The following is a 22,775-nucleotide window of genomic DNA, read 5'->3' as shown; positions in this document are numbered from 1 at the left end:
GGGCACTTTGATGCCGTATCCATCAGAGGATCCACCTCGATTACTCGAAGTCTCTCTTCCTGATCGACGGCTGTTCATGCCCTTGGCGTTCAACAGTCTCAATTCCTTGCCCGTGGGCAGGGAGGCATCCATAGCATCTCCGATATGAGTTGCCTATTTTCAGTCTTTCTCAAGTTTGCTAGGGCGGGCTTTGCAAATCGACCCGAAAAAAGTAATACGCGACCAAGAAATCCATCGCCAACTAAAAATATTTACAGTATGCAACTCACTGCATAATAAAAAAGCATAATAAGTGTATGATCCACAGCATGGGTCATGTTTACAAGTTGTTGGAGGTGGCGGATTTGTCCGCTGGACATCCGTTCAGGACGTCGCTTGCCCTTGAGCTAGCTGGTCCGGTGCGGGTTGTCTCGATGGCCCACAGCATTGGCGACGCGCTCGCGCTGGACACGGTGCTGCCGCAGATTGATTTCACCGGAGACGTTTCCAGATTGCGGCTCGAAGCGGGGGATCTGCTTTTCCGCCCTCGCGGTGTCAGCACGCAGGCCATCTATGTGGAATCGGTGGTCCAGCCCTGCATATTTGCCGCCCCGCTGGTGCGCATTCGTATCAAAAACCCGAAACAAACGTATGGCTGGTATTTGCACTGGCTGCTTAATTGCCCAGCCGTTCAACGTGACATCAATGCACAGGCACGCGGCAGCATGATCCGCATGGTGTCGATGGAAAGCCTGAGAAATTTGCAAATTCCGATACCACCGATACGTGTGCAACGTGAAATCGCAGAGGTCGCCCGCCTTCTGCGCGAAGAGCGAGCGCTCTCGGAGGCGCTCATGGAAAAAAACAAAGCGTATGCAGAACAAGTTCTTTGGGCAAAGGTCCAGAAAGTAAGCACAACATGACCACCAACACAACCACCACCACCTCCCAAGACATCTTCCGCAAGGCCTGGGCCGTTTGCAACACCTTTCGCGGGACCATCGACCCCGCGCAGTACAAAGACTACATCCTCACCGCGATGTTTCTCAAGTACATCAGTGACGTGTGGCATGACCACTACGACAGCTACGAAAAGAAGTACGGCAAAGACCCAGAGCGCATTGCCCGCCTCATGGAGCGTGACCGCTTTGTGCTGCCCATGGTCACACTCACCGACCCCAAAACCAAAAAGGTGCTCGACAGCTTCCGGGCCGACTTCAACAGCTTGTGGGAGCGGCGTGGCGCGCCCAACATTGGTGAACTCATCGACATTACCTTGCGCCACATTGCCGAGGCCAACCACGACCGGCACAAGCTGGATGACGTGTTCAAAAACATCGACTTCAACACCGACCGTCTGGGCAATCCCAAAGAGCGCAATGGGCGTCTGAAAACCATGCTGGAAGACTTCGCCGATCTGGACCTCAGACCCAGTCGTGTTAATGAAGACGTCATCGGCAACGCCTACATCTACCTGATCGAGCGCTTCGCATCGGATGCAGGCAAAAAAGCCGGCGAGTTTTACACCCCCATGGCTGTTTCACGCCTGCTGGCGCTGCTGGCCAACCCGCAACCTGGCATGCGCATCTGTGACCCAGCCTGCGGCTCCGCCGGGTTATTGCTGGAGGCAGCCACCGCTGTGGGCAACCGCAACGTGTCGCTGTACGGGCAAGAGCTCAATCAGAGCACCTACGCGCTGGCGCTGATGAACATGTTCATCCACGGCTTTGACTCCGCGCGCATAGAGCGTGGCGACAGCTTGCGCAACCCCTTGCTGGTGGAAAACGACCGCCTGTTGCGCTTTGACATCGTGGTGGCCAACCCGCCTTTCAGCCTGGACAAATGGGGCGCAGACGTTGCCGAGCATGACCGCTTCAACCGCTTCTGGCGCGGTATTCCGCCAAAGAGCAAAGGCGACTTTGCCTTCATCAGCCACATGGTGGAAGTTGCGCTGCCCCAGCGTGGCCGCGTGGCCGTGGTGGTGCCGCATGGCGTGTTATTCCGCGGTGGCGCCGAAGGGCGTATCCGTCAGCGCCTGATCGAAGACAACCTGCTGGACGCGGTGATTGGCCTGCCCGGCAACCTGTTTCCCACCACCAGCATCCCCGTCGCTATTTTGCTGTTTGACCGTGCCCGCGAGCGTGGTGGCGAGCGTGAGGGTGAGGATGACGTGCTGTTTGTGGACGCCAGCAGCCAGTTCAGCCCCGCCAAAACCAAAAACCAGATGGAAGAGACGCACATCCAGCACATCGTGGCTACAGTGCGCGCGCGCAAAGGCGTGGACAAGTTCGCCAGCCTGGTCACCCGCGCAGCCATAGCCGAGAACGACTACAACCTGAATATTCCCCGGTATGTGGATACGTATGAGGAAGAAGCGCAGATCGACCTTGCGCAGACCGAGCGCGAAATCGACCGCCTGGAGGCCGAGCTGGCTGCCGTGCGCGTGAAGATGAAGCAACACCTGAAGGAGCTGGGGCTATGAAGAAAATCCTACAAGTTGCCGTCCCTCGCACGGTATTTGAAGACATACGCCATGCCAATGCTGATGGCAGCGAACACTGGTTGGCGCGTGAACTCGCGACGGTGCTTGACTATGTCCAATACCGCAACTTCTTGCAGGTGGTGGACAAGGCCCGTGAGGCCTGCCGACAAAGCGGACACCCCGAAGCAGACCATTTTGCTGACGTCAGCAAAATGGTCGAGATCGGTTCGGGCGCACAACGAACGGTGGATGACATTCAGCTATCGCGATATGCCTGTTATCTGGTTGTTCAAAATGGGGACCCCAGCAAGCCTGTTATTGCGCAGGGTCAAACCTACTTCGCGCTACAGACGCGCAGGCAGGAACTGAGCGACGCAGCCAGGTTCAGCGAGCTTTCGGAAGATGAACTCCGCCTCTCAATACGTAATGACCTCGCGGAACACAACAAGGCCCTCTCTGCTGCAGCCAAAGGCGCAGGCGTAGAAACACCAATCGAGTATGCGGTGTTTCAGGACCATGGCTACAAAGGCCTGTACGGCGGCTTGGGCGCCAAAAATATCCATGCCGTCAAGGGCCTGAAAAAGAGCCACAAAATCCTCGACCACATGGGCAGCACCGAGCTGGCCGCCAACCTGTTTCGCGCCACGCAAACCGAGGAGAAGCTCAAGCGTGAAGGCATCCAGGGTAAAGCCCAGGCCAACCGAACCCACCACGAAGTGGGCGCCAAGGTGCGGCAAACCATCAAAGAATTGGGCGGGACCATGCCGGAGAAGATGCCGGTGCCGGATAAGAGCATCCAGCAGATTGAGCGGGAGAAGGCGAAGCAGTTGCCGGGGAAGGGGAAGGCATGAAGACCGGGATCGATGCCCCGTTGTTGGCGGCGCTGCCGTATCGCGGTGCAGTTGTTGCAAGTTATGCAACAACTGCGGCCGCCGCAACTATTAAGCAATATTTAATAGTTGCCTGGAAAGCCACATGGGGCCTGGATTTTGATTTCAGCGCACAACCGGAGACAAAGGTTTGAAGTCAATTCCCAAAGGATGGATAAAGACCAAACTGGTTGACATCGCTACAGTCCAGACCGGGCTTTCCAAAAGTGCAGCTCGGCAAGGTGAATTCGTCAGTCGCCCTTATCTTCGCGTGGCCAATGTTCAGGACGGCCATCTTGACCTGAGCGAAGTGAAATACATAGACGTTCCCGTGGCGCAGCAAGAGCGATTCCGGTTGGTGTCTGGAGACCTCTTGCTGACGGAGGGCGGAGACTTTGACAAATTGGGTCGTGGTTGCCTGTGGAAGGGCGAAATCGATGATTGCGTTCACCAAAACCACGTTTTCGCTGTACGCGTCAAAGAAGCCTCGCTGCTTACTCCAAGCTTTCTGGCGCTACTCATTCAATCAGATCGGTCCCGAGCGTATTTCGTTTCGTGCGCAAAGCAAACTACCAATCTGGCAAGTATCAATTCAAGTCAGCTCAAGCAGCTACCTGTGTTACTGCCACCAGTTGCGGAACAGTACGAAATTTTGCGGATGATTGATGAGTGCCGCCGTGGAATTGATACTGCGGCGGCTTTGCTCGACGCTCTTGAACGCCGCAAGCAAGGCCTAATGCAGCAACTGCTGACCGGGCGCAGGCGCTTGAAGGGGTTCAAGGGGACGTGGAAGTCGGTTCGTGTCGGGTCGTTTGCCGTCGATGTTCGCAGCATTAATACTGCGGGCCACACTTTGCCTGTGCTGTCTTGCACCAAGTATGCAGGCCTGGTGGACTCACTTAAGTACTTCAACAAACAGGTGTTCAGCGAGAACACCACCACGTACAAGAGCGTGAAGCGTGGGCAGTTTGTGTACGCCACGAACCACATTGAGGAAGGCTCCATCGGCTATCAGGACTTGTGCGATGCGGCCTTGGTTAGCCCGATGTACACGGTGTTCGAGCCGGATGCCGCCGTCATTAACCACCAGTTTCTGTACATGCTCTTGAAGACGGAAGCCATGCGCCGCGTGTTTGAAGCCACCACCCATTCATCGGTAGACCGGCGTGGCAGCTTGCGGTGGCCCGAGTTCGCCAAACTCAAAATCAACATTCCGCCCATGCCGGAGCAAGAGCGAATCGTTGAGGTGCTGACAGCAGCATCAGGTGCCGCTGACCTGGCGAAGCAGCAGCTTGACGAGCTAAAGACCCAAAAACGCGCCCTCATGCAAAAGCTGCTCTCCGGCGAGTGGCGTTTGCCGGAGTCTCCTATGCAGGGCAAATCTTCAAGCAAAAAAGGCCTCTAGCCCACGACTGCTGTGCGCAAACAGCTATCAAAACAATAGCAATTTAACGCAATTAAAAACCCTTCAACCCAACTCGTCGCCCACCATGAGCACTGCCGCCACTTCCAGCCCGCCGCCGGACCCGGACTTTGACCCCAGCGAGGTCATGTCCAGCCAGGCGCCAGCCCTGCAATTGCTGCTGGCCATGGGCTGGCAGTACCTGAGCCCGGCCAAGGCGCGCCAGTTGCGCGGGCCGCGCCTGCTCAATGTGGTGCTGGACGATGTGCTGCGCGATGCGCTCAAGCGTATCAACCGCATTCACACCACCACCGGCGAACACCTGTTCAGCGAGGAAAATCTGAGCGCCGCGATCCAGCGCCTGAAAAGCGTGCCCTATAGCGGCTTGCTGCGCACCAACGAGGCGGTGTATGACCTGCTGACCCTGGGCACCACGCTTGAACAAACCATCGATGGCGACTCGCGCGGGCGCTCCTTGCGGTTTATCGACTGGCAGCACATCGAAGAAAACACGTTTCAGGTATCCCCCGAGTTTGTGGTGCAGCGCAGCCGCAGCCAGAACACCATCCGCTGCGACCTGGTGCTGTTTGTCAACGGCATACCGCTGGCCGTGATCGAGTGCAAGGCCCCCGGCGTGGAGGTGGCGCAGGGCGTGGCGCAGCTCATCACCTACCAGGGCGAAAGCCAGGCGCCTCATCTGTTTGTGATGGCGCAAGTGCTGCTGGCCGTCAACGGGCATTCAGCCCGCGTGGGCACCGTGGGCAGCCCGGCCAAGTTCTGGTCCACCTGGCGCGAAGAGGCTGAAGACACCTCTATTTCCGGCATGTTGGCGCAAGCGCTGCCGCGCGAGGTGCAGGCCGATTTGTTTGAGCTGGTGCAGCGGCTCAGCGGTGGGCGCGCCCAGCCCGGCGTGGCAGAAGACACGGCCCCGTATCTGGTGGCGCGCAGTGTGACGGAGCAGGACCGCACGCTGGCCGCCGTGTTGTCGCCCCAGCGCTTGCTGGCGCTGGTGTTTCACTACACGGTGTTTGACGGTGGCATACGCAAGGTGGCGCGTTATCAGCAGGTGCGGGCCATTGACCGCATCATGGAGCGCATTACCCACTGGGAAACCACGCCAGCCGGCGCGCAGCGTCGCTCGGGTGGCGTGGTGTGGCACACGCAGGGTTCGGGCAAGTCACTCACCATGGTGATGCTGGCGCGCCGCCTGGCGCTGCAGCAGGGGTTGGTGAACCCGCGCATTGTGCTGGTGACAGACCGTGACGACCTGGACAAACAGATTGAAGGTACGTTTAAAACCTGCGGCCTGGAGCCCAGGCGTGCCGCCACAGCACGGGAGCTGCTAGCGTTGGTGCAAAGCCCCAAGTCGCAAATCATCACCACGCTGATACAGAAGTTTGACCGCGTGAGCACGTTGGCAAAAAGTTTTATGGTGGATTCGCCTGACGTGTTTGTGCTGGTGGACGAAGGCCACCGCACCAACTTCGGCACGCTGGCCGCCAAGATGCGCCTGCTGATGCCTAATGCCTGTTACATCGGCTTCACCGGCACACCGGTCACCCGGCGCGAGCGCAACACGCTCACCCGGTTTGGCGGGTTGATTGACAGCTACACCATGGACGAAGCCGTGCGTGATGGCGCGGTGGTCAAGCTGCTGTACGAAAGCCGCATGGTCGATGTGACACAAGACCAGCAGGCGATTGACAAGTGGTTTGAGCGCCAGACGGCGGGGTTGAGCGACGCGCAAAAGGGCGACCTGAAGCGTAAGTACGCCCGCGAAAAAATGATCCAGCAAGCCGACCCGTATCTGTACATGCTGGCCTTTGACATCAGCGAGCACTTTCGCACCACCTGGCAGGGCACGCCATTCAAGGGGCAGGTGGTGGCAGCCAGCCGGGCGGCGGCGATCCGGCTCAAGGAGTACATCGACGAGATTGGCCATGTAAGTTGCGAGGTGCTGATCTCCGGCCCCAATGCACGTGCCGAGCGCGAAGACGTGGACGACGAACCCACCGATGCGGTGCACCGCTTCTGGGACAGGATGATGAAGCGTTACGGCAATGAAGAGCAGTACAACAAGGCCTTGATCAATGCCTTCAAGCATGGCGACACACCTGAGCTCTTGATCGTCAAGGACAAGTTGCTGACCGGTTTTGATGCGCCGCGCAACCGGGTGCTTTACCTCACCCGCGCGCTCAAAGAGCACACGCTGCTTCAGGCCATTGCGCGGGTGAATCGCCTGTACGAAGCGCCGATAGACGGCGCTGAAGATGAGGAAGGCGTCGAACCCAGCGGAGCAACCATCGAAAAAGACTTCGGTCAGATCATTGACTACGCGGGGGTGCTGGAGGAGCTGGACAAAACCATCTCAAGCTACCAGGCGCTGGCAGGTTTTGACGAAGATGATCTGGCTGGCATGCTGGTGAGCATGCACAGTGAGGTGGCGCAGTTGCCCGAGGCGCACGCCCATCTACTGGAATTGTTTCGGCAGGTGGCCAATCAGCATGACACCAACGCCTACCTGGAAAACCTTCGTGACGACGAGGCGCGGTACGATTTTTACGGGCGCTTGAGTGCATTTGGGCGCCTGCTGCAGCTGGCCTTGTCCAGCGAACGGTTTCTGGCAGCTACCGCGCCAGCAGTCATTGACCGCTACAAGGCCGACATGCTGCGTTTTGCCAAATTGAAGCAGGCGGCCCAATTGCGCTTTGCCGATGCGGTGGACTTCAAACGTGACTATGAGCCGCGCATTCGCAAGCTGCTGGACACGCATTTGAAGGCCCACGATGTACTGGTGCTCAAGACCTCAGTCAACATCCTGGACGATGCAGCACTCAAGCGCGCCATAGATGAGCAAGAGGCCATCACCCCGGCAGCACAAGCCGACATCATCGCTTTCAACACCAAACGGGTGATTGAAGAACGCATCAAGGTGGACCCTGCGTATTACGAGAAGTTTTCACGCATGATTCAGCAGGCCATAGACGATTACCGCGCCAAACGCATCAACGAGCTGGCCTATCTGCAAAAAGCCAAGGAGGCCCGCGCTGCGGTGCTGGACCGGCCGCGAGACGATATTCCGGTCAGCTTGCGCGGTAATGACCATGGCATTGCATTGTTCGGTTTGACCAAGAAAATCTTTGACAATGTCGTCCCGCCAGAGCAAAGCGCGGTGCTGGCGCAAGAGACCGCGCAGGCAGTGCTTGCGGTGCTGGCCGCACACAGCGTGGTGGACTTCTGGCGCAACCTGGACGCCATAAATCAGACGCGCATTGCCCTGGACCATTTTCTGTATGACGTGGTGGGCGCTGAGCGCGGCGTGAAATTGAGCACGGCACAAATGGACGCCATCATCGACCAGGCGCTGGCACTGGCCAAAGCGCGGGGCCTCAATGGCTAAAGAGCCCATGGAGGTGCAGGTTCTGGCTACAGAGGCAAGGCGCAAAACCTTGTCCGTGGAGGTGCATCCTACCGGGCAGGTCGTCATACGGGCGCCGTTGGACTGCAGCAAGGCGCAAATCCAGCTGGTGTTGAAGAAGCGCGAGCGCTGGATCGCCGAGCAGCAAGCCTTCTTCAAACGCTTTGAACCACGAACGCCACAGCGTGCCTGGGTGGCTGGGGAGTCACATTTACATCTTGGCAGGCGCTACAAGCTGCGTGTGGAAATTTCGGTAAGCGAGGGAGTCGCGTTTTCCGGGCGTGACCTTCTTGTCACGTTGCGGCCCGATGCGCCGGCGACGCCGCAAACCATTGAAACTCAGGTGCTGCGTTGGCGTCATGCGCAGGCAAAAGAAATTTTTGAGCGGCAACTGGTGCAGTGCCATCGCCATTACCGCTTCAGCGCATTCCCCCAGCCAGCCCTGCGCGTGCAGCAATTGGTCAAACGCTGGGGCAGTTTGTCGCAAGGCGGAACCATGACTTTGTACAGCGGCTTGGTTCAAGCGCCAGCAGCATGTATTGACTACGTGATTTACCACGAGCTTTGCCATCTGGCACACGCAGATCACTCCGCCAGTTTTTTTGCATTGCTGGCGGAGGTCTGCCCCCAATGGATGGCGCGCAAACAGTTGCTGGAAGCGACTATTTGTTAGTGCCGCGCAGCAGCCGGAAGCGACAGTTCAAGAGTTGGCCGCCCGGCTGAACTCGTCAAACGAAATAAAGCTGTCGTGGTTGCTGTCAATCTGCTCGAAACGCTGCGCCACGGCGGGAAAGCGCTCAGCTTCCTGGCGGCTCAGTTTGCCGTCCTGGTTGAGGTCGGCGCGCTTGAAGGCGGCTTCCAGGTCCTGGGGGGTGGCGCGATTCGGTGGGATGGCGGCGCCAGGCGCCGTCTGTGCCCGCACGGCGGCGGCTGTGCCCAGGGTCAGCAGCGCCAGCAGCAGCACACTGCGCTTGTCGAAGTTGAAGAAGTTGGGAATAGAATGTTTTTGAACCCGCATGCAGTCGTCCTGAAAATGAATGAAGGGTCATTGCATCGCAGTGGCTGCTGTCCCGCCACTCTTTTTGCAGGGCGTTGCATCGCTGACATCCGGACGGTCCCGCACACATTTTCTTGCTTCACGTAACACGGCCCGCTGGCCACATTGCGATCAACCAACTGACACACCATGGCCAACCGACTTTCACAAATCGCCACCCGCACCGGTGACGACGGCAGCACCGGCCTCGGCGACAACACCCGCGTTTCCAAGGACAGCCTGCGTGTGCATGCCATGGGCGATGTGGACGAACTCAACTCCCAGATCGGTGTGCTGCTGTGTGAAGAGATGCCGCTGGATGTGCGCGAGCTGCTGGTCGAGGTGCAGCACCAGTTGTTCAACCTGGGCGGCGAGTTGTCGATTCCCGGCTTCGAGCTGCTGAAGCCCGAGGCGGTGGCGCTGCTGGACGAGGCGCTGGAAACCTACAACGCCAGCCTGCCGCGCCTGGCCGAATTCATCCTGCCGGCCGGCTCGCGCGCCGCCTCGCTCGCTCATGTCTGCCGCACGGTGGCGCGCCGCGCCGAACGCGCGGTGGTGGCACTGGACCAGGCCGAGACCCTGACGGAATCGCCGCGCCAGTACCTGAACCGCCTGAGCGACTTGCTGTTTGTGCTGTCGCGCGTGCTCAACCGCAATAGACCGGATGGAAAGGGCGGCGACGACGTGTACTGGAAAAGCGAACGCATGGCACGGGCTGCGGCCGATTGAGTTGTGCCCCCCCAGCGCAGAGCGCTATCAATGTAATAGCTGACTTTGCACGACAGACAAGGGCAAAACCCTGATTTGACGCTTACTTCGGCACCAGCATCGCCATCGTGATGCGCGACACACAGGTCAGCTCCCCGGCGTCATTGCTCAACTCAATCGCCCAGACCTGGGTGCTGCGGCCGATGTGCACCGGCCGGGTGATGCCGGTCACCCAGCCGCTGGTTGTGCCCTTGAGGTGGTTGGCATTGATGTCCAGCCCCACCGTGCGTTGGCCTTCAGGCGCGGCAAAGGCCGCGCCGCAGGAGCCCAGGGTTTCGGCCAGCACCACCGACACGCCACCGTGCAGCAGCCCGTAGGGCTGGCGGGTGCGTTCGTCCACCGGCACGCGGGCGCGGATGAAGTCGTCGCCGACCTCCAGAAACTCGATGCCCAGGTGCGTCACTGCACTGTTGGCATTGTTCAGGGTCAACAGTTCGACGGAGATCGGTCTCTTCCACACGGGCATGGCAAATCCAAAAGGCGGGTATCCCCTGACTATAAAGAGATTGCCGCCTACATCACCCGGGCCGGACACTGCTTAGGCTTGCCTGTCAGCTGAGATCGGGACAAGCCAAGGACATGCATGCAAGTTAGAAATAAATGGATGGTTGCCGCAGGCGTGCTCCTCGCGCTGCTGGTGGGCGGCTGGCTGGTGCTGTTGCTGCCCAGTGACGAGGAGCTGGCTGCGAAAGCCGCTGTGGAACTGGAAGCCAGGCTCGGCGTACCGGTCACCGTGGGCGCACTGGGCTGGCGCCTGTTCCCGGCTCCCGCCGTGGTGGTGCGTGATGTCGCGTCGCGCCAGACGCCGGCCATCACCATCAAAAAGCTGACGGTTCACCCGAGCCTGCCGGCCCTGCTCGACGGTCGGTTGCAGTTCGACCGTGCCGACCTCGACGGCGCGGTGCTGCCGCAACTGTCGCTGCGCGCTCTCGACAAGGGGCCGCGCATGGCGCAAGCCAACCCGGACGCCACCGTGCTAGAACGCTTTGTTTTTCGCGATGTGACCTGGATTTCGCGCCACGGTATGGCCGTGGTGTTTGACGGTGAAGTCGATTTCGACCCGGCCTGGCGCCCGCGCCAGGCCCAGTTGCGCAGGCCCGGCGTGCAGCCCGCCACCGACCTGCGGCTGACCCGGCAGGGCCAGGAAGACCGTTGGACCACGCAAATCCGTGTCGGCGGCGGCACGGCTGACGGCGAGGTCGAAATCAAGACGCGCGCCAAGGGCCGGCTGCGTCTGGAAGGCACGCTCAAACCGCAAAACGTGGAGGTCGCCAGCGCGATGGCTGCCTTCAACCGCAACGCCGTGATGTCGGGCCAGGCCTCGGGCGACACCTCCTTGCTGGCCGATGGCGACACGGTGGGCGAACTGGCCCAGTCGCTGCACACCAAAACCATCTTCAGCATGCGCCGCGCGACTCTGCTGCGCTTTGACCTGGACAAGGCGGTGCGCAGCCTTGGCAGGGACTATGCCGGGCAGACGCCCCTGGACGCGGTCACTGGCCAGATGGATACCCAAAACACGCCGCAGGGCATGGTGGTGACCTACACCGGTGTCAAGGCCATCTCGGGTACGCTGACCGCGTCGGGCCAGGCCCGGATTGCCAACCGCCAGATCGCTGCCGAGTTTGCGGTTGATCTGGTCGATGGCGTGGTCGGTGTGCCGCTGAAGATGTCCGGACCGTTTGAAAACGTCAAGGTGTCCGCGCCGGCTGGCGCGGTGGCTGGCGCGGTGGTGGGCACGGCGGTGTTGCCGGGCATAGGCACGGCCATAGGCGCGCGCATAGGGGCCACCCTGGGCAAAATTTTCAGCCCGGAGCCCGACCTGAAAAAAGGCGCTGCTGCGGCGCCGAAAAACCATCGCCCTGAGGAAGTGTTGAATAAGTCCTTGCGGGTGTGCGGCAGCCGGATCGGGATGGGATTGCCAAGGCGGATTTCGCAGCCAATACTTGACTATGGGAAAGAAATTCAACGCAGCAGACCGCCCGAGTCCGGATGATCGCGCGCCGCAGGGGACTTGTTCAGCGTTTCCCTACGCCCGATGGATGGCGCGCAGCAAGCCAGGAGCTCGGGCGGCAGCCCGTAAACCTGAGATTGTTGCGGGGGCTTTCACTGTTTGTGCACTGCGCCGAGAGTGATATATTGACGGTGCGTATCAACGCACCTTTCACCGCCGGTGTTCCCTGTTTAACCTCCGCCCTTCGCCATGCCCCAGCAGCACTCCATTGTCTCTTCTTCTAACGGGTCCACGCCCTTGGCGCGCGCGCTCGACCAGAACGAGTCCGTCAAAGAAACGGTGGAGCAGTCGGCCAATGAGCTGTTTGTGATCAACGCCGTGCTCAAGCAGGAGTTGCCGAACGAGGCTCAAAAGGCCGATGTGGCGCAAGCGCTGCGTAAAAGCGATGAGTTGGAGATCAAAATTCAGGAGTCGGCCGAGGACCTGGCCCAGGTCAACCAGGTGCTGGAGCAGGAAATCGGCGAACGCGCCGACCTGGAGCGAGAGCTGGCCAGAACCAAAGCGGCCCTGGCCCAGGCCAAGTCTGAAACGGCAGATTAGGAGCCTGGGCGGCAGAAGGGACGTCGGCTGCAAAGCGGCCGCGACGGTTCGTTTTTCACCGGCTTTTTGCCCCATAGCTACGGCTATGGCGCTGCAAACCCGGCAAAAACTGTCCTCGCCGGGGCCACTTTTCGCTTCGACGCCTTCTGCCGCCCAGACTCCTAGCTTTTTGCAGTCGGCTTGCGGTTAAGCAGCGCGTACAGCAAGATGGCGCCAAAAGTGGCGGTGCCAATGCCGCCCAGCGCAAACTCACCAAACTTCAGCGTGAAGTCCCCGGTACCCAGCACCAGCGTGATGGCCGCCACCAACAGATTTTTGTTGTCCGAAAAGTCCACCTTGTTGTCGACCCAGATCTTGGCGCCGGCGATGGCAATCAGGCCGAACACCACGATGCTGACGCCGCCCATCACCGGCAGCGGAATCGCCTGGATCAGCGCGCCGAACTTGGGGCTGAAGCCCAGCAACACAGCGATCAGACCGGCGATCACAAACACCGCAGTCGAATAAATTTTGGTGGCTGCCATGACGCCAATGTTTTCAGCATAGGTGGTGACGCCCGTGCCGCCCGCAGCGCCCGAGACCACCGTGGCAATGCCGTCGCCGATGAACGCGCGCCCCATGTAGGGGTCCATGTTTTTGCCAGTCATCGCCGTCACCGCCTTGAGGTGGCCGAGATTTTCTGCCACCAGAATAATAGCCACCGGCGCGATCAGCAGCATGGCATTGGCGCTGAAAACCGGCGCCGCAAAACCGGGCAGGCCGACCCATGCGGCGTTGACAATTGGCAACAGATCCACCGGTTTGCCCAGCCCGAGCCCATTCGTCAGCACGGCATAGATAAGGGTTGCGACGACCAGGCCGACCAGGATCAGCAGGCGCTGCACCATGCCGCGTGTCATCACTGCAACCAGCGCCACGCTGACAAAAGTCACCACCTGCATCCAGGAGTCAAAATTGCTGGCCGCCATGGTTTTGATCGGAATACCCGCCAGGCTCAGACCGATCACTGCCACCACTGCGCCAGTGACCACCGGCGGCATAAAGCGTTCTATCCAACCGGTACCCACCGCCTGCACAATAGCCCCTATGAGGGTGTAAAACACGCCGCAGGCAATGATGCCCCCCAGGGCCACGCCGATGTTGGCGTTTGGCCCCTTGCCAGCGTATGCCGTGGCGGCAATCACCACGCCGATGAAGGCAAAACTTGAGCCCAGGTAGCTGGGCACTTTGCCGCCGGTGACAACAAAAAAGATCAGCGTGCCGATACCGCTCATCAGGATGGCGACATTCGGGTCAAACCCCATCAGCAGCGGCGCCAGTATCGTGGCGCCGAACATGGCAATGACGTGCTGCACCCCCATCGCCGCTGTTTGCGGCCAGGGCAGGCGTTCGTCAGGCGCAATCACGCCGCCTTGCGACAGCACTGCGCTGCTTTTTTCTGTCCAGTTGAACATTCCCATCATTGATCTCCTCTTGTTTATTGCAGGTGCGGCAATGCTAGGGGTTATGCGCGACCTGCACAAGCAGGGGCGCGCAGAACGGTCGTCAGGCCAGAAAAGCGCCGACTTCCTGCAACACGGCGCTGTCTTTCAGGATGCGGCGGTGTCCGAGATCCTGCGTGGCCTGGCTGATGCGCGGGCCGACGGCCTGCGGCTCGAACTGCGGCATCAGGATACCTTCGCGCGCCTCGAAGCGGTTTTGCATCGCGGCGCGCGTGCGCTCGCTCAGGCCGAACACCTGGGCAAACAGCCGGGTGTATTCATGCGGCGAGGCCAGCGGCGCGCAAGATGACAAACAAGGTCAGGGGGACAATCAACAGCGACAGGGGCGCGCTTGAATCCGGGCATTCCCGCTGACAGTTGCGTGACGAGGCGCGTTACCCTGTGCCCCATGACCCGCAACGTCTCCCCCTTTATTCCGCAGATCCGCCTGTACCAGGACTGGTTGCAGCAAACCCGTGGCCTCAGCTTCGCTTCCTATGACGACCTGTGGCGCTGGTCGGTCACCGACCTCGATGCTTTCTGGCAAAGCATCTGGGACTACTTTGACCTGCAGTCGCCCACAAAACACAGCGCGGTGCTGGCCGTCAACCGCATGCCGGGCGCCTCCTGGTTTCCGGGCGCGCAGTTCAACTACGTGCAGCAGGTGTTCCGCCATGTGGAAAAAGCCGACGCTGCCGGTTTGCCGGCACTGATCAGCCACAACGAAAAAAGCCTGGCGGCCGGCGCGCCGGCGCGTCAGTTGAGCTGGCCCGAGCTGCGCCGCCAGGTCGCTTCGCTGGCGTTGCATCTGAAGGCGCAGGGGGTCCAGCCCGGTGATCGCGTTGCTGCCTACCTGCCCAACATTCCCGAGGCCATGGTGGCCTTCCTCGCGGTGGTCAGCATAGGCGGTGTCTGGAGCATCTGCGCGCCCGACATGGGCACCCATGCCGTGCTCGACCGCTTCCAGCAGATTGAGCCCAAGGTGCTGATTGCCTGCGACGGTGTGAGCTACGGCGGCCGCGACTTCGACCGCACGGCCGTGCTGGACGAGTTGCGCGCCGCCCTGCCCAGCGTGCAGCATGTGATCGTGCACGGCAACCTCGATGCTACAAAAATCATAGCTGACTGTGTCCGGCTGACATGGGCTACGGCCCGAAATGATGCTGAAACAGCGGCTTTCGAGCCGATCTGGCTGCCGTTCGACCACCCGTTGTGGATTGTGTATTCGAGCGGAACCACCGGCCTGCCCAAACCCATCGTGCACGGCCACGGCGGCACGGTCATCGTGGCGTTGGCGCTCAAGACCCTGCACAACGACATCGGCTGCAGCTACGCCGCCAACTCGTTCGGTGAGCGTTACCACTGGTACAGCTCGACCGGCTGGGTCATGTGGAATGCGCAGATGAGCGGCCTGCTCAACGGCACCACCTGCTGCATCTACGACGGAAATCCGGGCGGCAGCAAGGACAAGCCCGACTGGACCACGCTGTGGCGTTTCGGCGCGCAACTCGGCGTGAGTTTTTTCGGGGCTGGCGCGGCCTTTTTTGCCAACTGTATGAAGGCGGGGGTGGACTTGGCCGCGTGTGGCGACCTTTCCAGTGTGCGTGCGTTGGGCACGACGGGCTCGCCATTGTCTGAAGAAGCGCAGCGCTGGGGAACGGCACAGTTTCAAAAGCTCAAGCGCGGGGGTTCTTCAACCCAGCCCGGGCCGCAGGACTGGCTTTGCCAGACCGCAGGCGCAGCGGCCCCCTCGGGGGGCTTCGACCCACACGCAGTGGGGGAGCGTGGGGGCGGAGTGCACGGCGCAGGGCCGCCCCAAGCAAGCACGGCCCCCTCGGGGGGCAGCGACCCACACGCAGTGGGGGAGCGTGGGGGCGACATCTGGTGGTGCAACATCTCGGGCGGTACGGATTTCGCTGGCGCGTTTATTGGCGGCAACCGCGAGTTGCCGCAGGTGCCGGGCGAGATGCAATGCCGCCTGCTTGGTTGCGCCGTCGAGGCCTGGAATGAAGCCGGCGAGCCGGTGATAGACGCGGTTGGCGAGTTGGTCTGCAGCCAGCCGATTCCCTCAATGCCGCTGTACTTCTGGGGCGATGAAGGCAACAAACGCTATTTGTCGAGCTACTTTGACATGTACCCGAATGTCTGGCGCCACGGCGACTGGCTCAAGGTCACGCCGTCCGGCAGTTGCATCATTTATGGCCGCTCCGATGCCACCATCAACCGCCACGGCCTGCGCATGGGCACCAGCGAGCTGTACAGCGCGGTCGAGGCCTTGCCCGAGGTGATCGACTCCATGGTGGTGGACCTCGAATACCTGGGTCGAGACAGTTACATGCCGCTGTTTGTGGTGTTGCGCGAAGGCGAGGCGCTCGACGAGGCCATGCGGGTCAAACTCAACAACGCCATCAAGACCGCGCTGTCGCCGCGTTTTGTGCCCAACGACATCTTTCAGGTCCCGGAGATCCCGCGCACGCTATCGGGCAAAAAGCAGGAATTGCCGATCAAGAAGCTCTTGCTGGGCCAGCCCCTAGACAAGGTGGTCAACCGCGACGCGATGGCCAACCCAGCTTGCCTGGACTGGTACGTCGCCTTCGCGGCACAGCGTGCCGGCGCGGCCTGAGACCGGGCAGCGGCCCGCTCAAGCCGGCTTGCGGTTGACCAGCACGATGCCGACCGCCACCAGGGCCAGCGCCGCCAGCAGGCTGGGGGTAGCCGCCTCCTTGAGCCACAGCGCGCCGAACAGCAGCGCAAACAGCGGTGTCAAAAATACAAAGACAGAGATCTTGGTCGCGGGGTAACGGCCCAGCATCCACATCCACGCGAGGTAGCTGGCAAACGCGCCGACCACTGTCTGGAGCACCAGCGACGTGAGCGCAAACGGGCTGAAGGACCCCCCCCACTGCTCGCCCAGCGCCAGCGACAGCACCGGCAGGGCCATGCTGCTGACAGCCACCTGGTAGAACAGCAGCTTTTCCGCCGACACCTTGGCCAGCGACGAGGCGCGAATCACCACCGTGGTCAGGCCCCACAACATGCCGGCCACCAGCGCCATCGCATCGCCCAGCCCGGTCGGTGCGCCGCTGTCGTTGAAGCCCTCGCGCAGCGCAAAAGCCACGGCGGCAAACGCACAGGCCAGTCCCAGCCATTGCACGGGCCGCAGCGTTTCAGACTTCACCCAGATCGGCAACAAGGCCGCCACCCAGAACGGCGAGGTATAGAGAAACACCGTGAGCCGCGACGCGCTGGTGTACTGCAAGCCGACATAGATGCAGGCAAACTCAGCCGCAAACAGGCTGCCCGCCAGCAGCCCCGCGCGCAGTGAGCCATCAGCGGTGAACAGCCTGACGCCGCGCCAGGCGCACCATAGAAGCAGCAGCACGGTGGCGCCGGCAAAACGGATGGACGCCTGGAAGGCTGGCGGCAATTCCACCAGCGTGGCCTTGACCAGCACTTGCTGAAACCCCCAGAACAGGCAGCAGGCGAGCAGCAGGGAAGTGGACAGCGTGTCGAGGTGATTTTTACGAACAGGCATGTTTGAATGGTAGTCGAGCCGAATGAATGTCGCGCAAGGACGCGACAACGCATACGATGGGGTTCATCTCCGCAAGAGGAATTGCTATGGACTACAAATGGCTCGAAGACTTCGTTGCGCTGGCGCGTGAGCGGAGTTTTTCGCGGGCCGCCGAGCTCCGCCATGTGACGCAGCCGCAGTTCTCGCGCCGCATACGCGCGCTGGAGTTGTGGGCCGGCGCCGATCTGATCAATCGTGCGCTCATGCCGCTGGGGCTCACCGCAGCCGGCGAGGAGTTGCTGCCGGTGGCGCGCCGGGCGACCGCCAGCCTGGGCGATGCGCGCGCCCGCATCCGCCATGCAGGCGGCGAGCTGGACTGGGTCACGCTGGCCACTGGCCGAACCCTGTCCCGTACTGCCGTTCCAGGCTGGCTGGCCCGCGTGAAGCGGCAAGCGGGAGAGTTCCGCTTGCGCATGCTGACAGGTTCCATTCATGAAGGAGCGACGGCGCTGGAGCAGGGCGCAGCCGACTTCCTGCTGTCATTCACGCACCCGCGCTTGCCGCTGGTGCTGGACGATCAGCTGTTCGAAGGCTTCGCGCTCGGCACCGACGAGCTGGTGGCGGTGAGTGCCCCTCGCCCCGACGGGCAGCCGCAGCATGCCTTGCCCGGCACGGCGAGCAAGCCTGTGCCGGTGCTGGGATATGCGCCAACGCTGGCTTTGAGCCAGATTCTTCAGGACGGGCTGGCGCGCAGCCGGCGCGAATTGCACTTGCACACCGTGGTCGAGTCGGACTTTGCCGAGTCCCTGCATGAGCAGGCCTTGCAGGGCGTGGGCCTGGCATGGTTGCCGCGCGGGCTGGTGGGCGCGGACCTGCACAGCGGCCGCCTGGTGGAGGCGGACAGCAAGGGCGCGGTCGTACGTTTCGAGATCCGCCTCTACCGTTCGCGCAGCCCGCGCAATGAGTTGGTGCAGCGCATCTGGACCGCCAGCAGCCAGCCCTGACGCGGTGCTCGCATGCGCCCATGCGTGATGCGCATGCGCCGGCGTGAGGGCCCTCCTAGACTGGGCCGACCAACCAGGAGACTCTGATGCTTGAACTGTTTACCCTTACCCGCCGAAGCCGCCGCACATCACTCGCACTGAGCCTTGCTGCGGCAGGGCTGCTGGCCTTGCCAGCGGCGTTTGCGCAGTCCTGGCCCACGGCCAAGCCCATTACCCTGGTGGTGGGCTACCCCGCCGGCGGCAGCGTGGACCTGGTGGCACGCATTGTGGCCGAGCCGCTGTCAAAACGCCTGGGCACGCCGGTGGTGGTGGAGAACGTGGGTGGCGCCGGCGGCACCATCGGTGCGCAGAAGGTGGTGAATGCGGCGCCGGACGGCCACACCCTGTTGCTCGGGTCTGGCAGCGAAATCTCGATCGCGCGCTTGTTCAACACAGCGGTGAAGTACAACGGCGAGACCGACCTGACGCCTATCGGTCTGGTTGGCATCACACCCATGGTGTTTGTGGCCGGGCCAAAAGCCGGGGTGACAACCTTGGAGGAAGCCCTGGCCAAGTCCAGGCGCGAGCCGAACAAGCTTAACTTTGCGTCGTCGGGCATAGGCACGCCTTTGCATGTGTCGGGCGAGCTGATCAACATGCTGGCGGGCACCAGTTTTCGCCATGTGCCTTATCGCGGCGCCGCGCAGATGGTGCAGGATGTGCTGGGAGGCAACGTCGAGTTCAGCGTTTTTGTGCTGTCGTCGGCCTTGCCGCACATCGAGACCGGCAAGATGACGGCCTTGGGCGTGACCACGCCCACACGTTCGCGCGCCGCGCCGCAAATCCCGGCGCTGGCCGAGAACCCGCGCCTCAAGGGCTACGACATGAATGTCTGGTTTGGCCTGTTCGGCCCGGCCAAACTTCCGCCCGCCATGACGGCGCGCTTGAACAAAGAGCTCAATGAGATTCTGCGTGAACAAGAGGTCTGGCAGAAGCTGCAAAAAGCCGGCATTTCCAATGACGGCGGCACGCCGCAGGCGCTGACCAGTTTCATCAAGGCCGAGACGCAACGCGTTCGCAGCGTGGTCAACAAGGCTGTCGCTACGGGATCGGCTTCGTGAAGGTCTCGCCGGGTCCGGAAACAGGCGCGGCCCTTTCGGGGCGCGGACAAGCGTGAGAACATCGCCGCCGCCGCACCCCCTGCAGGTCCCGGCTCCGGAGTTGTCGCGCTGGGCGGCATCCACGGACGGTGTGCGCTATGTCCATGAGCGAGTTGCGGACACGGAGGGGCCGGAGGTGCTGATCACAGCCCTGGTGCATGGCAACGAGTATGCGGGCGCCCTCGCGCTGGACTCCTTTTTGCGTGGCGGCCTTCAGCCACGGCGCGGTCGCATCACGGCGGTTTTTTGCAACATCTCCGCCTTCGCGACGTTCGATCCGCAAAGTCCCGACAGCTCGCGCTTTGTGGATGAGGACTTCAACCGTGTCTGGGCGCCGGCACAGCTTGACGGGACGCGCCGCAGTGCCGAGTTGGCGCGCGCCCGTGAAATACGCCCTTTCGTTGAACGCGCCACCCATCTGCTGGACCTGCATTCGATGCATGAGCCTTGCGCGCCCCTGCTGGTCACTGGCCTGCTACCACGCAACATTGCCTTTGCGCAAAGCCTGGGGACGGCGAGCCAGGTGGTTGCAGACCAGGGCCATGCCGACGGTGTGCGCATGCGTGACTATGGGCACTTCGGCGATGCGGCAGGCTCGGGCATCGCTCTGCTGCTGGAGGCCGGGCAGCACTGGGAGTTGTCGTCTGTGCAAACCTCCCGCAATGTATTGATGCGTTTCCTCGTCCGCGCGGGGGTGCTGGACCGAAGCGACGTGCCGTTTGGCTGGTTGCTGCCGGATGTGTCACCCCCGGCGCCGGTCGAGGTCACGCACCGCGTGGTGGCGCGCTCCATGGAGTTTGAATTTGCGCAGGACTTTCGCGGGGGAGAAACCATTCGCCATGCCGGCACGTCGATTGCGCATGATGCAGGCGAGCCGGTGCGCACGCCCTATGACAACTGCGTGCTGGTGATGCCCTCCATTCGCCAGTTGCGCCCCGGCGTGACGACCGTGCGGCTGGGTCGCCGGATGTTGGCGGCGCCGGCAGTGGTCTGAATGCTTGCGCCCCCTATACCCAAAGTTGAACCCGCTTTGCCGCGCTGCTCGCGAGCTGGAGTCAGCACGCGCAGCGGTTTGACGCGTGAGAAGGCTGATCTGGCGAAGGCCGAAAAAGGTGGCGAGGGCTGCGAAGCTCTGGAAACGCGATTTTCTGAATATTTTGGGTTTTCAGCCCTTTGTATAGGGGTGTCCGCAGCTATTGAATTCGTAGCGTTTTAAAGCTTGTTTCGCCGAAACGGCGCTGTGCGGCCGTATTTAAAGCGGATGCTCGGTGTAAAACCTGCCGCCGTGAAACAGCAGCGGCGCGGCGTCGGCCCGGTGGTTGCAGCGTTCGACCTCGCCGACAAAAATCACATGGTCGCCTTCTTCGTAGCGACTGCGGTTGAAACACTCGAAGACGGCGGCGGCGCCTGTCAGCAAGGGTGCCCCGCCAGCCCCCTCGGTCCAGGCGACATCGGTCCAGCGGCCGTCACGTTTGGCGGCAAACCGTTCGGCCAGTTCTTTCTGGTCGGCCGCGAGGATATTGACGGCGTAGTGCGAGCCGGTGCTCAGCGCGGGCAGGGACCCAGCCGCCCGCGCCAGGCTCCAGAGCACCAGCGGCGGTTCCAACGACACCGAATTGAAGGAATTGGCGGTCAGCCCGATCAGCTCGCCGCTGGCGGCGCGCGCCGTCACAATCGTGACTCCGGTGGCAAACATGCCCAGCGACGCGCGAAACTCACGGGTTGAAAAACTGGGGCGGCCAGCTTGGCTTGGAGAGACGGTGAGCGACATGGCTGTAATTTACCTGAGGAAGCGCCGCCCACGCTCTGGGGCCCGGCGGCGCTTGCCGCTGGCCGCGCGGCGGCCGCTATTGAGCGTTTCAAAACTCATGACAGTCGGAACGCTCAATCCCTCACCCCATCCCTCTCCCGAAGGGCGAGGGTGAGATCGGTCCAATCACTGTCGTGTATTTGGAAAAGATCAATAAAATCCGACCATGCGTACTTCTTGTTGTCTCGCGTTGCTGCTGGCCACCCTACTTGCTGTGCCGACGCATGCGGCAGCGCCGTGCGACGAATTCGTGCGCAAGCTGCCCAACGTCAAGCGCAGCTTGTGCGAGGCAGCCAAGCTGGAGGCCACGTCTGCCCGCTCTGTCAAGGGCCAGCCTCTTTGGATGCGCGACATCCAGCCCGACGACGCGCGCCTGCGCGTGCTGGTGCTGGGCGCCATTCATGGCGACGAACTCTCCTCGGCATCGGTGGCGCTGCATTGGATCCAGCTGGCCGAACAAATGGCCACGCCTTGGTCGCAGGCGATCCACTGGCGCTTTGTGCCGGCGCTCAACCCCGACGGCCTGCTGTCCACACCGCCGCGCCGCGTCAACGCCAACGGCGTCGACCTGAACCGCAATTTCCCGACACCCAACTGGGAGCGCGATGCCAAGGTTTATTGGGAAAAACGCACGCGCAAGGATCCGCGCCGCTGGCCCGGTACCAGACCGCTGTCGGAGCCGGAGTCGGCTTTTCTGCACAGCGAGATGCAGCGCTTCAAGCCGAACCTGATTGTCAGCATCCACGCGCCCTACGGCGTGCTGGATTTCGACGGCCCGTCGGTGCCGCCCTCCAGATTGGGGCGGCTGTACCTGGACCAGGTCGGCATTTTCCCGGGCTCGCTGGGCAACTACGGCGGCGTGCACAAGGGCGTGCCGGTGGTCACCATCGAGCTGCCCAACGCCACACGCACGCCGTTGGACGCCGAGATGCGCCAGATGTGGCTGGACTTGCTGCGCTGGATGAGCGAACGCATGACGCCCGTCGAGTTGCAGCGTTCGCCGCGCTTGCCTTGAGTTTTATACGCCAATCAGGCTCAAGGAGCCTGGGCGGCAGAAGGAACGTCGGCTTTTCGCTTCGACGCCTTCTGCCGCCCAGACTCCTAGCCCATAGCTGATAGGCGTAAGTAGCTATAAAAACAATAGCAAATTTGCTAAAATCCAAGGCAAGATCCCTGCTTAAGGAAGCGCTGAACAAGTCCCCTGCGGCGCGCGATCAGCCGGGCTCGGGCGGTCTGCTGCGTTGAATTTCTTGCCAATAGCCAGCTATTGGCTGCGAAATCCGCCTTGGCAATCCCATCCCGATCCGGCTGCCGCGCCT

20 protein-coding genes and 1 pseudogene are annotated in these 22,775 nt (G+C 61.6%); 15 read left to right on the top strand and 6 right to left on the bottom strand.

The genetic code is table 11. The annotated features are described in order from the left end of the window. The first annotated feature begins 296 nt into the window (after positions 1–296). The 7 genes from Q8O29_RS17415 to Q8O29_RS17385 all read left to right on the top strand — a co-directional run bounded on the left by Q8O29_RS17415 (position 297) and on the right by Q8O29_RS17385 (position 8,823). The gene (locus tag Q8O29_RS17415) at positions 297–902 is read left to right on the top strand and encodes a restriction endonuclease subunit S (RefSeq protein ID WP_305565082.1); all 606 of its coding nucleotides are present in this window, start codon (positions 297–299) and stop codon (positions 900–902) included. Continuing rightward, a complete protein-coding gene (locus tag Q8O29_RS17410; RefSeq protein ID WP_305565080.1) occupies positions 899–2,461 on the top strand; it encodes a type I restriction-modification system subunit M in 1,563 nt (520 codons plus the stop codon). The genes Q8O29_RS17415 and Q8O29_RS17410 overlap by 4 nt, the downstream gene beginning before the upstream one ends. Further along, positions 2,458–3,312, top strand: coding sequence for a DNA damage-inducible protein D (dinD, locus tag Q8O29_RS17405; RefSeq protein ID WP_305565078.1), 855 nt, complete (start codon positions 2,458–2,460; stop codon positions 3,310–3,312). Before Q8O29_RS17410 ends, dinD begins: the two co-directional genes overlap by 4 nt. Then, positions 3,309–3,485, top strand: a complete 177-nt coding sequence (locus Q8O29_RS17400) for a hypothetical protein (RefSeq protein ID WP_305565076.1) — start codon at positions 3,309–3,311, stop codon at positions 3,483–3,485. The genes dinD and Q8O29_RS17400 overlap by 4 nt, the downstream gene beginning before the upstream one ends. Next, on the top strand, positions 3,482–4,735 hold the full coding sequence (locus tag Q8O29_RS17395) for a restriction endonuclease subunit S (protein ID WP_305565074.1): 1,254 nt from the start codon (positions 3,482–3,484) through the stop codon (positions 4,733–4,735). The genes Q8O29_RS17400 and Q8O29_RS17395 overlap by 4 nt, the downstream gene beginning before the upstream one ends. A gap of 85 nt (positions 4,736–4,820) precedes the next feature. Beyond that, positions 4,821–8,132, top strand: a complete 3,312-nt coding sequence (locus Q8O29_RS17390) for a type I restriction endonuclease subunit R (RefSeq protein WP_305565072.1) — start codon at positions 4,821–4,823, stop codon at positions 8,130–8,132. Continuing rightward, positions 8,125–8,823: a M48 family metallopeptidase gene (locus tag Q8O29_RS17385; protein ID WP_305565070.1), complete on the top strand. Its 699-nt coding sequence runs from the start codon at positions 8,125–8,127 to the stop codon at positions 8,821–8,823. The genes Q8O29_RS17390 and Q8O29_RS17385 overlap by 8 nt, the downstream gene beginning before the upstream one ends. A 27-nt stretch (positions 8,824–8,850) precedes the next feature. Here the strand turns inward: Q8O29_RS17385 and Q8O29_RS17380 are convergent, their stop codons facing one another. Then, positions 8,851–9,168, bottom strand: coding sequence for an EF-hand domain-containing protein (locus Q8O29_RS17380; RefSeq protein ID WP_305565068.1), 318 nt, complete (start codon positions 9,166–9,168; stop codon positions 8,851–8,853). A 168-nt stretch (positions 9,169–9,336) separates the two neighbouring features. On the opposite strand from Q8O29_RS17380, the gene Q8O29_RS17375 reads away from it, so the two are divergent. Next, complete coding sequence (locus Q8O29_RS17375) at positions 9,337–9,915, top strand: cob(I)yrinic acid a,c-diamide adenosyltransferase (protein WP_305565065.1); 579 nt, start codon at positions 9,337–9,339, stop codon at positions 9,913–9,915. An 82-nt stretch (positions 9,916–9,997) separates the two neighbouring features. Here Q8O29_RS17375 and Q8O29_RS17370 read toward each other — a convergent pair whose 3' ends face one another. Further along, positions 9,998–10,420 (bottom strand): hotdog fold thioesterase, encoded by a 423-nt coding sequence (locus Q8O29_RS17370; RefSeq protein WP_305565063.1) that lies wholly within the window; start codon positions 10,418–10,420, stop codon positions 9,998–10,000. A gap of 117 nt (positions 10,421–10,537) precedes the next feature. Here Q8O29_RS17370 and Q8O29_RS17365 point away from each other — a divergent pair, with 117 nt between their 5' ends. Together Q8O29_RS17365 and Q8O29_RS17360 are read left to right on the top strand one after the other, a co-directional pair. Beyond that, positions 10,538–11,950, top strand: coding sequence for a glycine zipper domain-containing protein (locus tag Q8O29_RS17365; RefSeq protein WP_305565061.1), 1,413 nt, complete (start codon positions 10,538–10,540; stop codon positions 11,948–11,950). A gap of 207 nt (positions 11,951–12,157) precedes the next feature. Next, complete coding sequence (locus tag Q8O29_RS17360) at positions 12,158–12,508, top strand: hypothetical protein (protein WP_305565059.1); 351 nt, start codon at positions 12,158–12,160, stop codon at positions 12,506–12,508. Between the two features lie 161 nt (positions 12,509–12,669). Here the strand turns inward: Q8O29_RS17360 and Q8O29_RS17355 are convergent, their stop codons facing one another. Together Q8O29_RS17355 and Q8O29_RS17350 are read right to left on the bottom strand one after the other, a co-directional pair. Beyond that, the gene (locus Q8O29_RS17355; RefSeq protein WP_305565086.1) at positions 12,670–13,968 is read right to left on the bottom strand and encodes a solute carrier family 23 protein; all 1,299 of its coding nucleotides are present in this window, start codon (positions 13,966–13,968) and stop codon (positions 12,670–12,672) included. 85 nt (positions 13,969–14,053) lie between these two features. After that, a pseudogene (locus Q8O29_RS17350) lies at positions 14,054–14,290 on the bottom strand (alpha/beta hydrolase); the annotation flags it as partial. A 108-nt stretch (positions 14,291–14,398) separates the two neighbouring features. On the opposite strand from Q8O29_RS17350, the gene Q8O29_RS17345 reads away from it, so the two are divergent. Further along, on the top strand, positions 14,399–16,612 hold the full coding sequence (locus Q8O29_RS17345) for an acetoacetate--CoA ligase (protein ID WP_305565057.1): 2,214 nt from the start codon (positions 14,399–14,401) through the stop codon (positions 16,610–16,612). Between the two features lie 18 nt (positions 16,613–16,630). Here the strand turns inward: Q8O29_RS17345 and Q8O29_RS17340 are convergent, their stop codons facing one another. Continuing rightward, a complete protein-coding gene (locus Q8O29_RS17340; protein ID WP_305565055.1) occupies positions 16,631–17,524 on the bottom strand; it encodes a DMT family transporter in 894 nt (297 codons plus the stop codon). A gap of 86 nt (positions 17,525–17,610) precedes the next feature. Between Q8O29_RS17340 and Q8O29_RS17335 the strand changes: the two genes are divergently transcribed. From Q8O29_RS17335 to Q8O29_RS17325, 3 genes are all read left to right on the top strand, one after another. Further along, positions 17,611–18,507 (top strand): LysR family transcriptional regulator, encoded by an 897-nt coding sequence (locus Q8O29_RS17335; protein WP_305565053.1) that lies wholly within the window; start codon positions 17,611–17,613, stop codon positions 18,505–18,507. Between the two features lie 86 nt (positions 18,508–18,593). Next, positions 18,594–19,607 carry a tripartite tricarboxylate transporter substrate binding protein gene (locus tag Q8O29_RS17330; protein WP_305565051.1) on the top strand — a complete coding sequence of 338 codons (1,014 nt, stop codon included), beginning with the start codon at positions 18,594–18,596 and terminating at the stop codon, positions 19,605–19,607. A gap of 175 nt (positions 19,608–19,782) precedes the next feature. Then, positions 19,783–20,640, top strand: a complete 858-nt coding sequence (locus Q8O29_RS17325; RefSeq protein WP_371134266.1) for a succinylglutamate desuccinylase/aspartoacylase family protein — start codon at positions 19,783–19,785, stop codon at positions 20,638–20,640. A 258-nt stretch (positions 20,641–20,898) separates the two neighbouring features. On the opposite strand, the gene Q8O29_RS17320 is transcribed toward Q8O29_RS17325, so the two are convergent. Beyond that, the gene (locus Q8O29_RS17320; protein WP_305565049.1) at positions 20,899–21,417 is read right to left on the bottom strand and encodes a flavin reductase family protein; all 519 of its coding nucleotides are present in this window, start codon (positions 21,415–21,417) and stop codon (positions 20,899–20,901) included. A 205-nt stretch (positions 21,418–21,622) separates the two neighbouring features. Between Q8O29_RS17320 and Q8O29_RS17315 the strand changes: the two genes are divergently transcribed. Then, a complete protein-coding gene (locus Q8O29_RS17315) occupies positions 21,623–22,471 on the top strand; it encodes a M14 family zinc carboxypeptidase (protein ID WP_305565047.1) in 849 nt (282 codons plus the stop codon). The last annotated feature ends 304 nt before the right edge of the window (positions 22,472–22,775 follow it).

The organism is Polaromonas sp., assembly GCF_030689685.1.
Classification (GTDB): domain Bacteria; phylum Pseudomonadota; class Gammaproteobacteria; order Burkholderiales; family Burkholderiaceae_C; genus Polaromonas.
The sequence above is the reverse complement of the archived record's forward strand: the minus strand, read 5'-3'. Positions and strand labels throughout refer to the sequence as shown.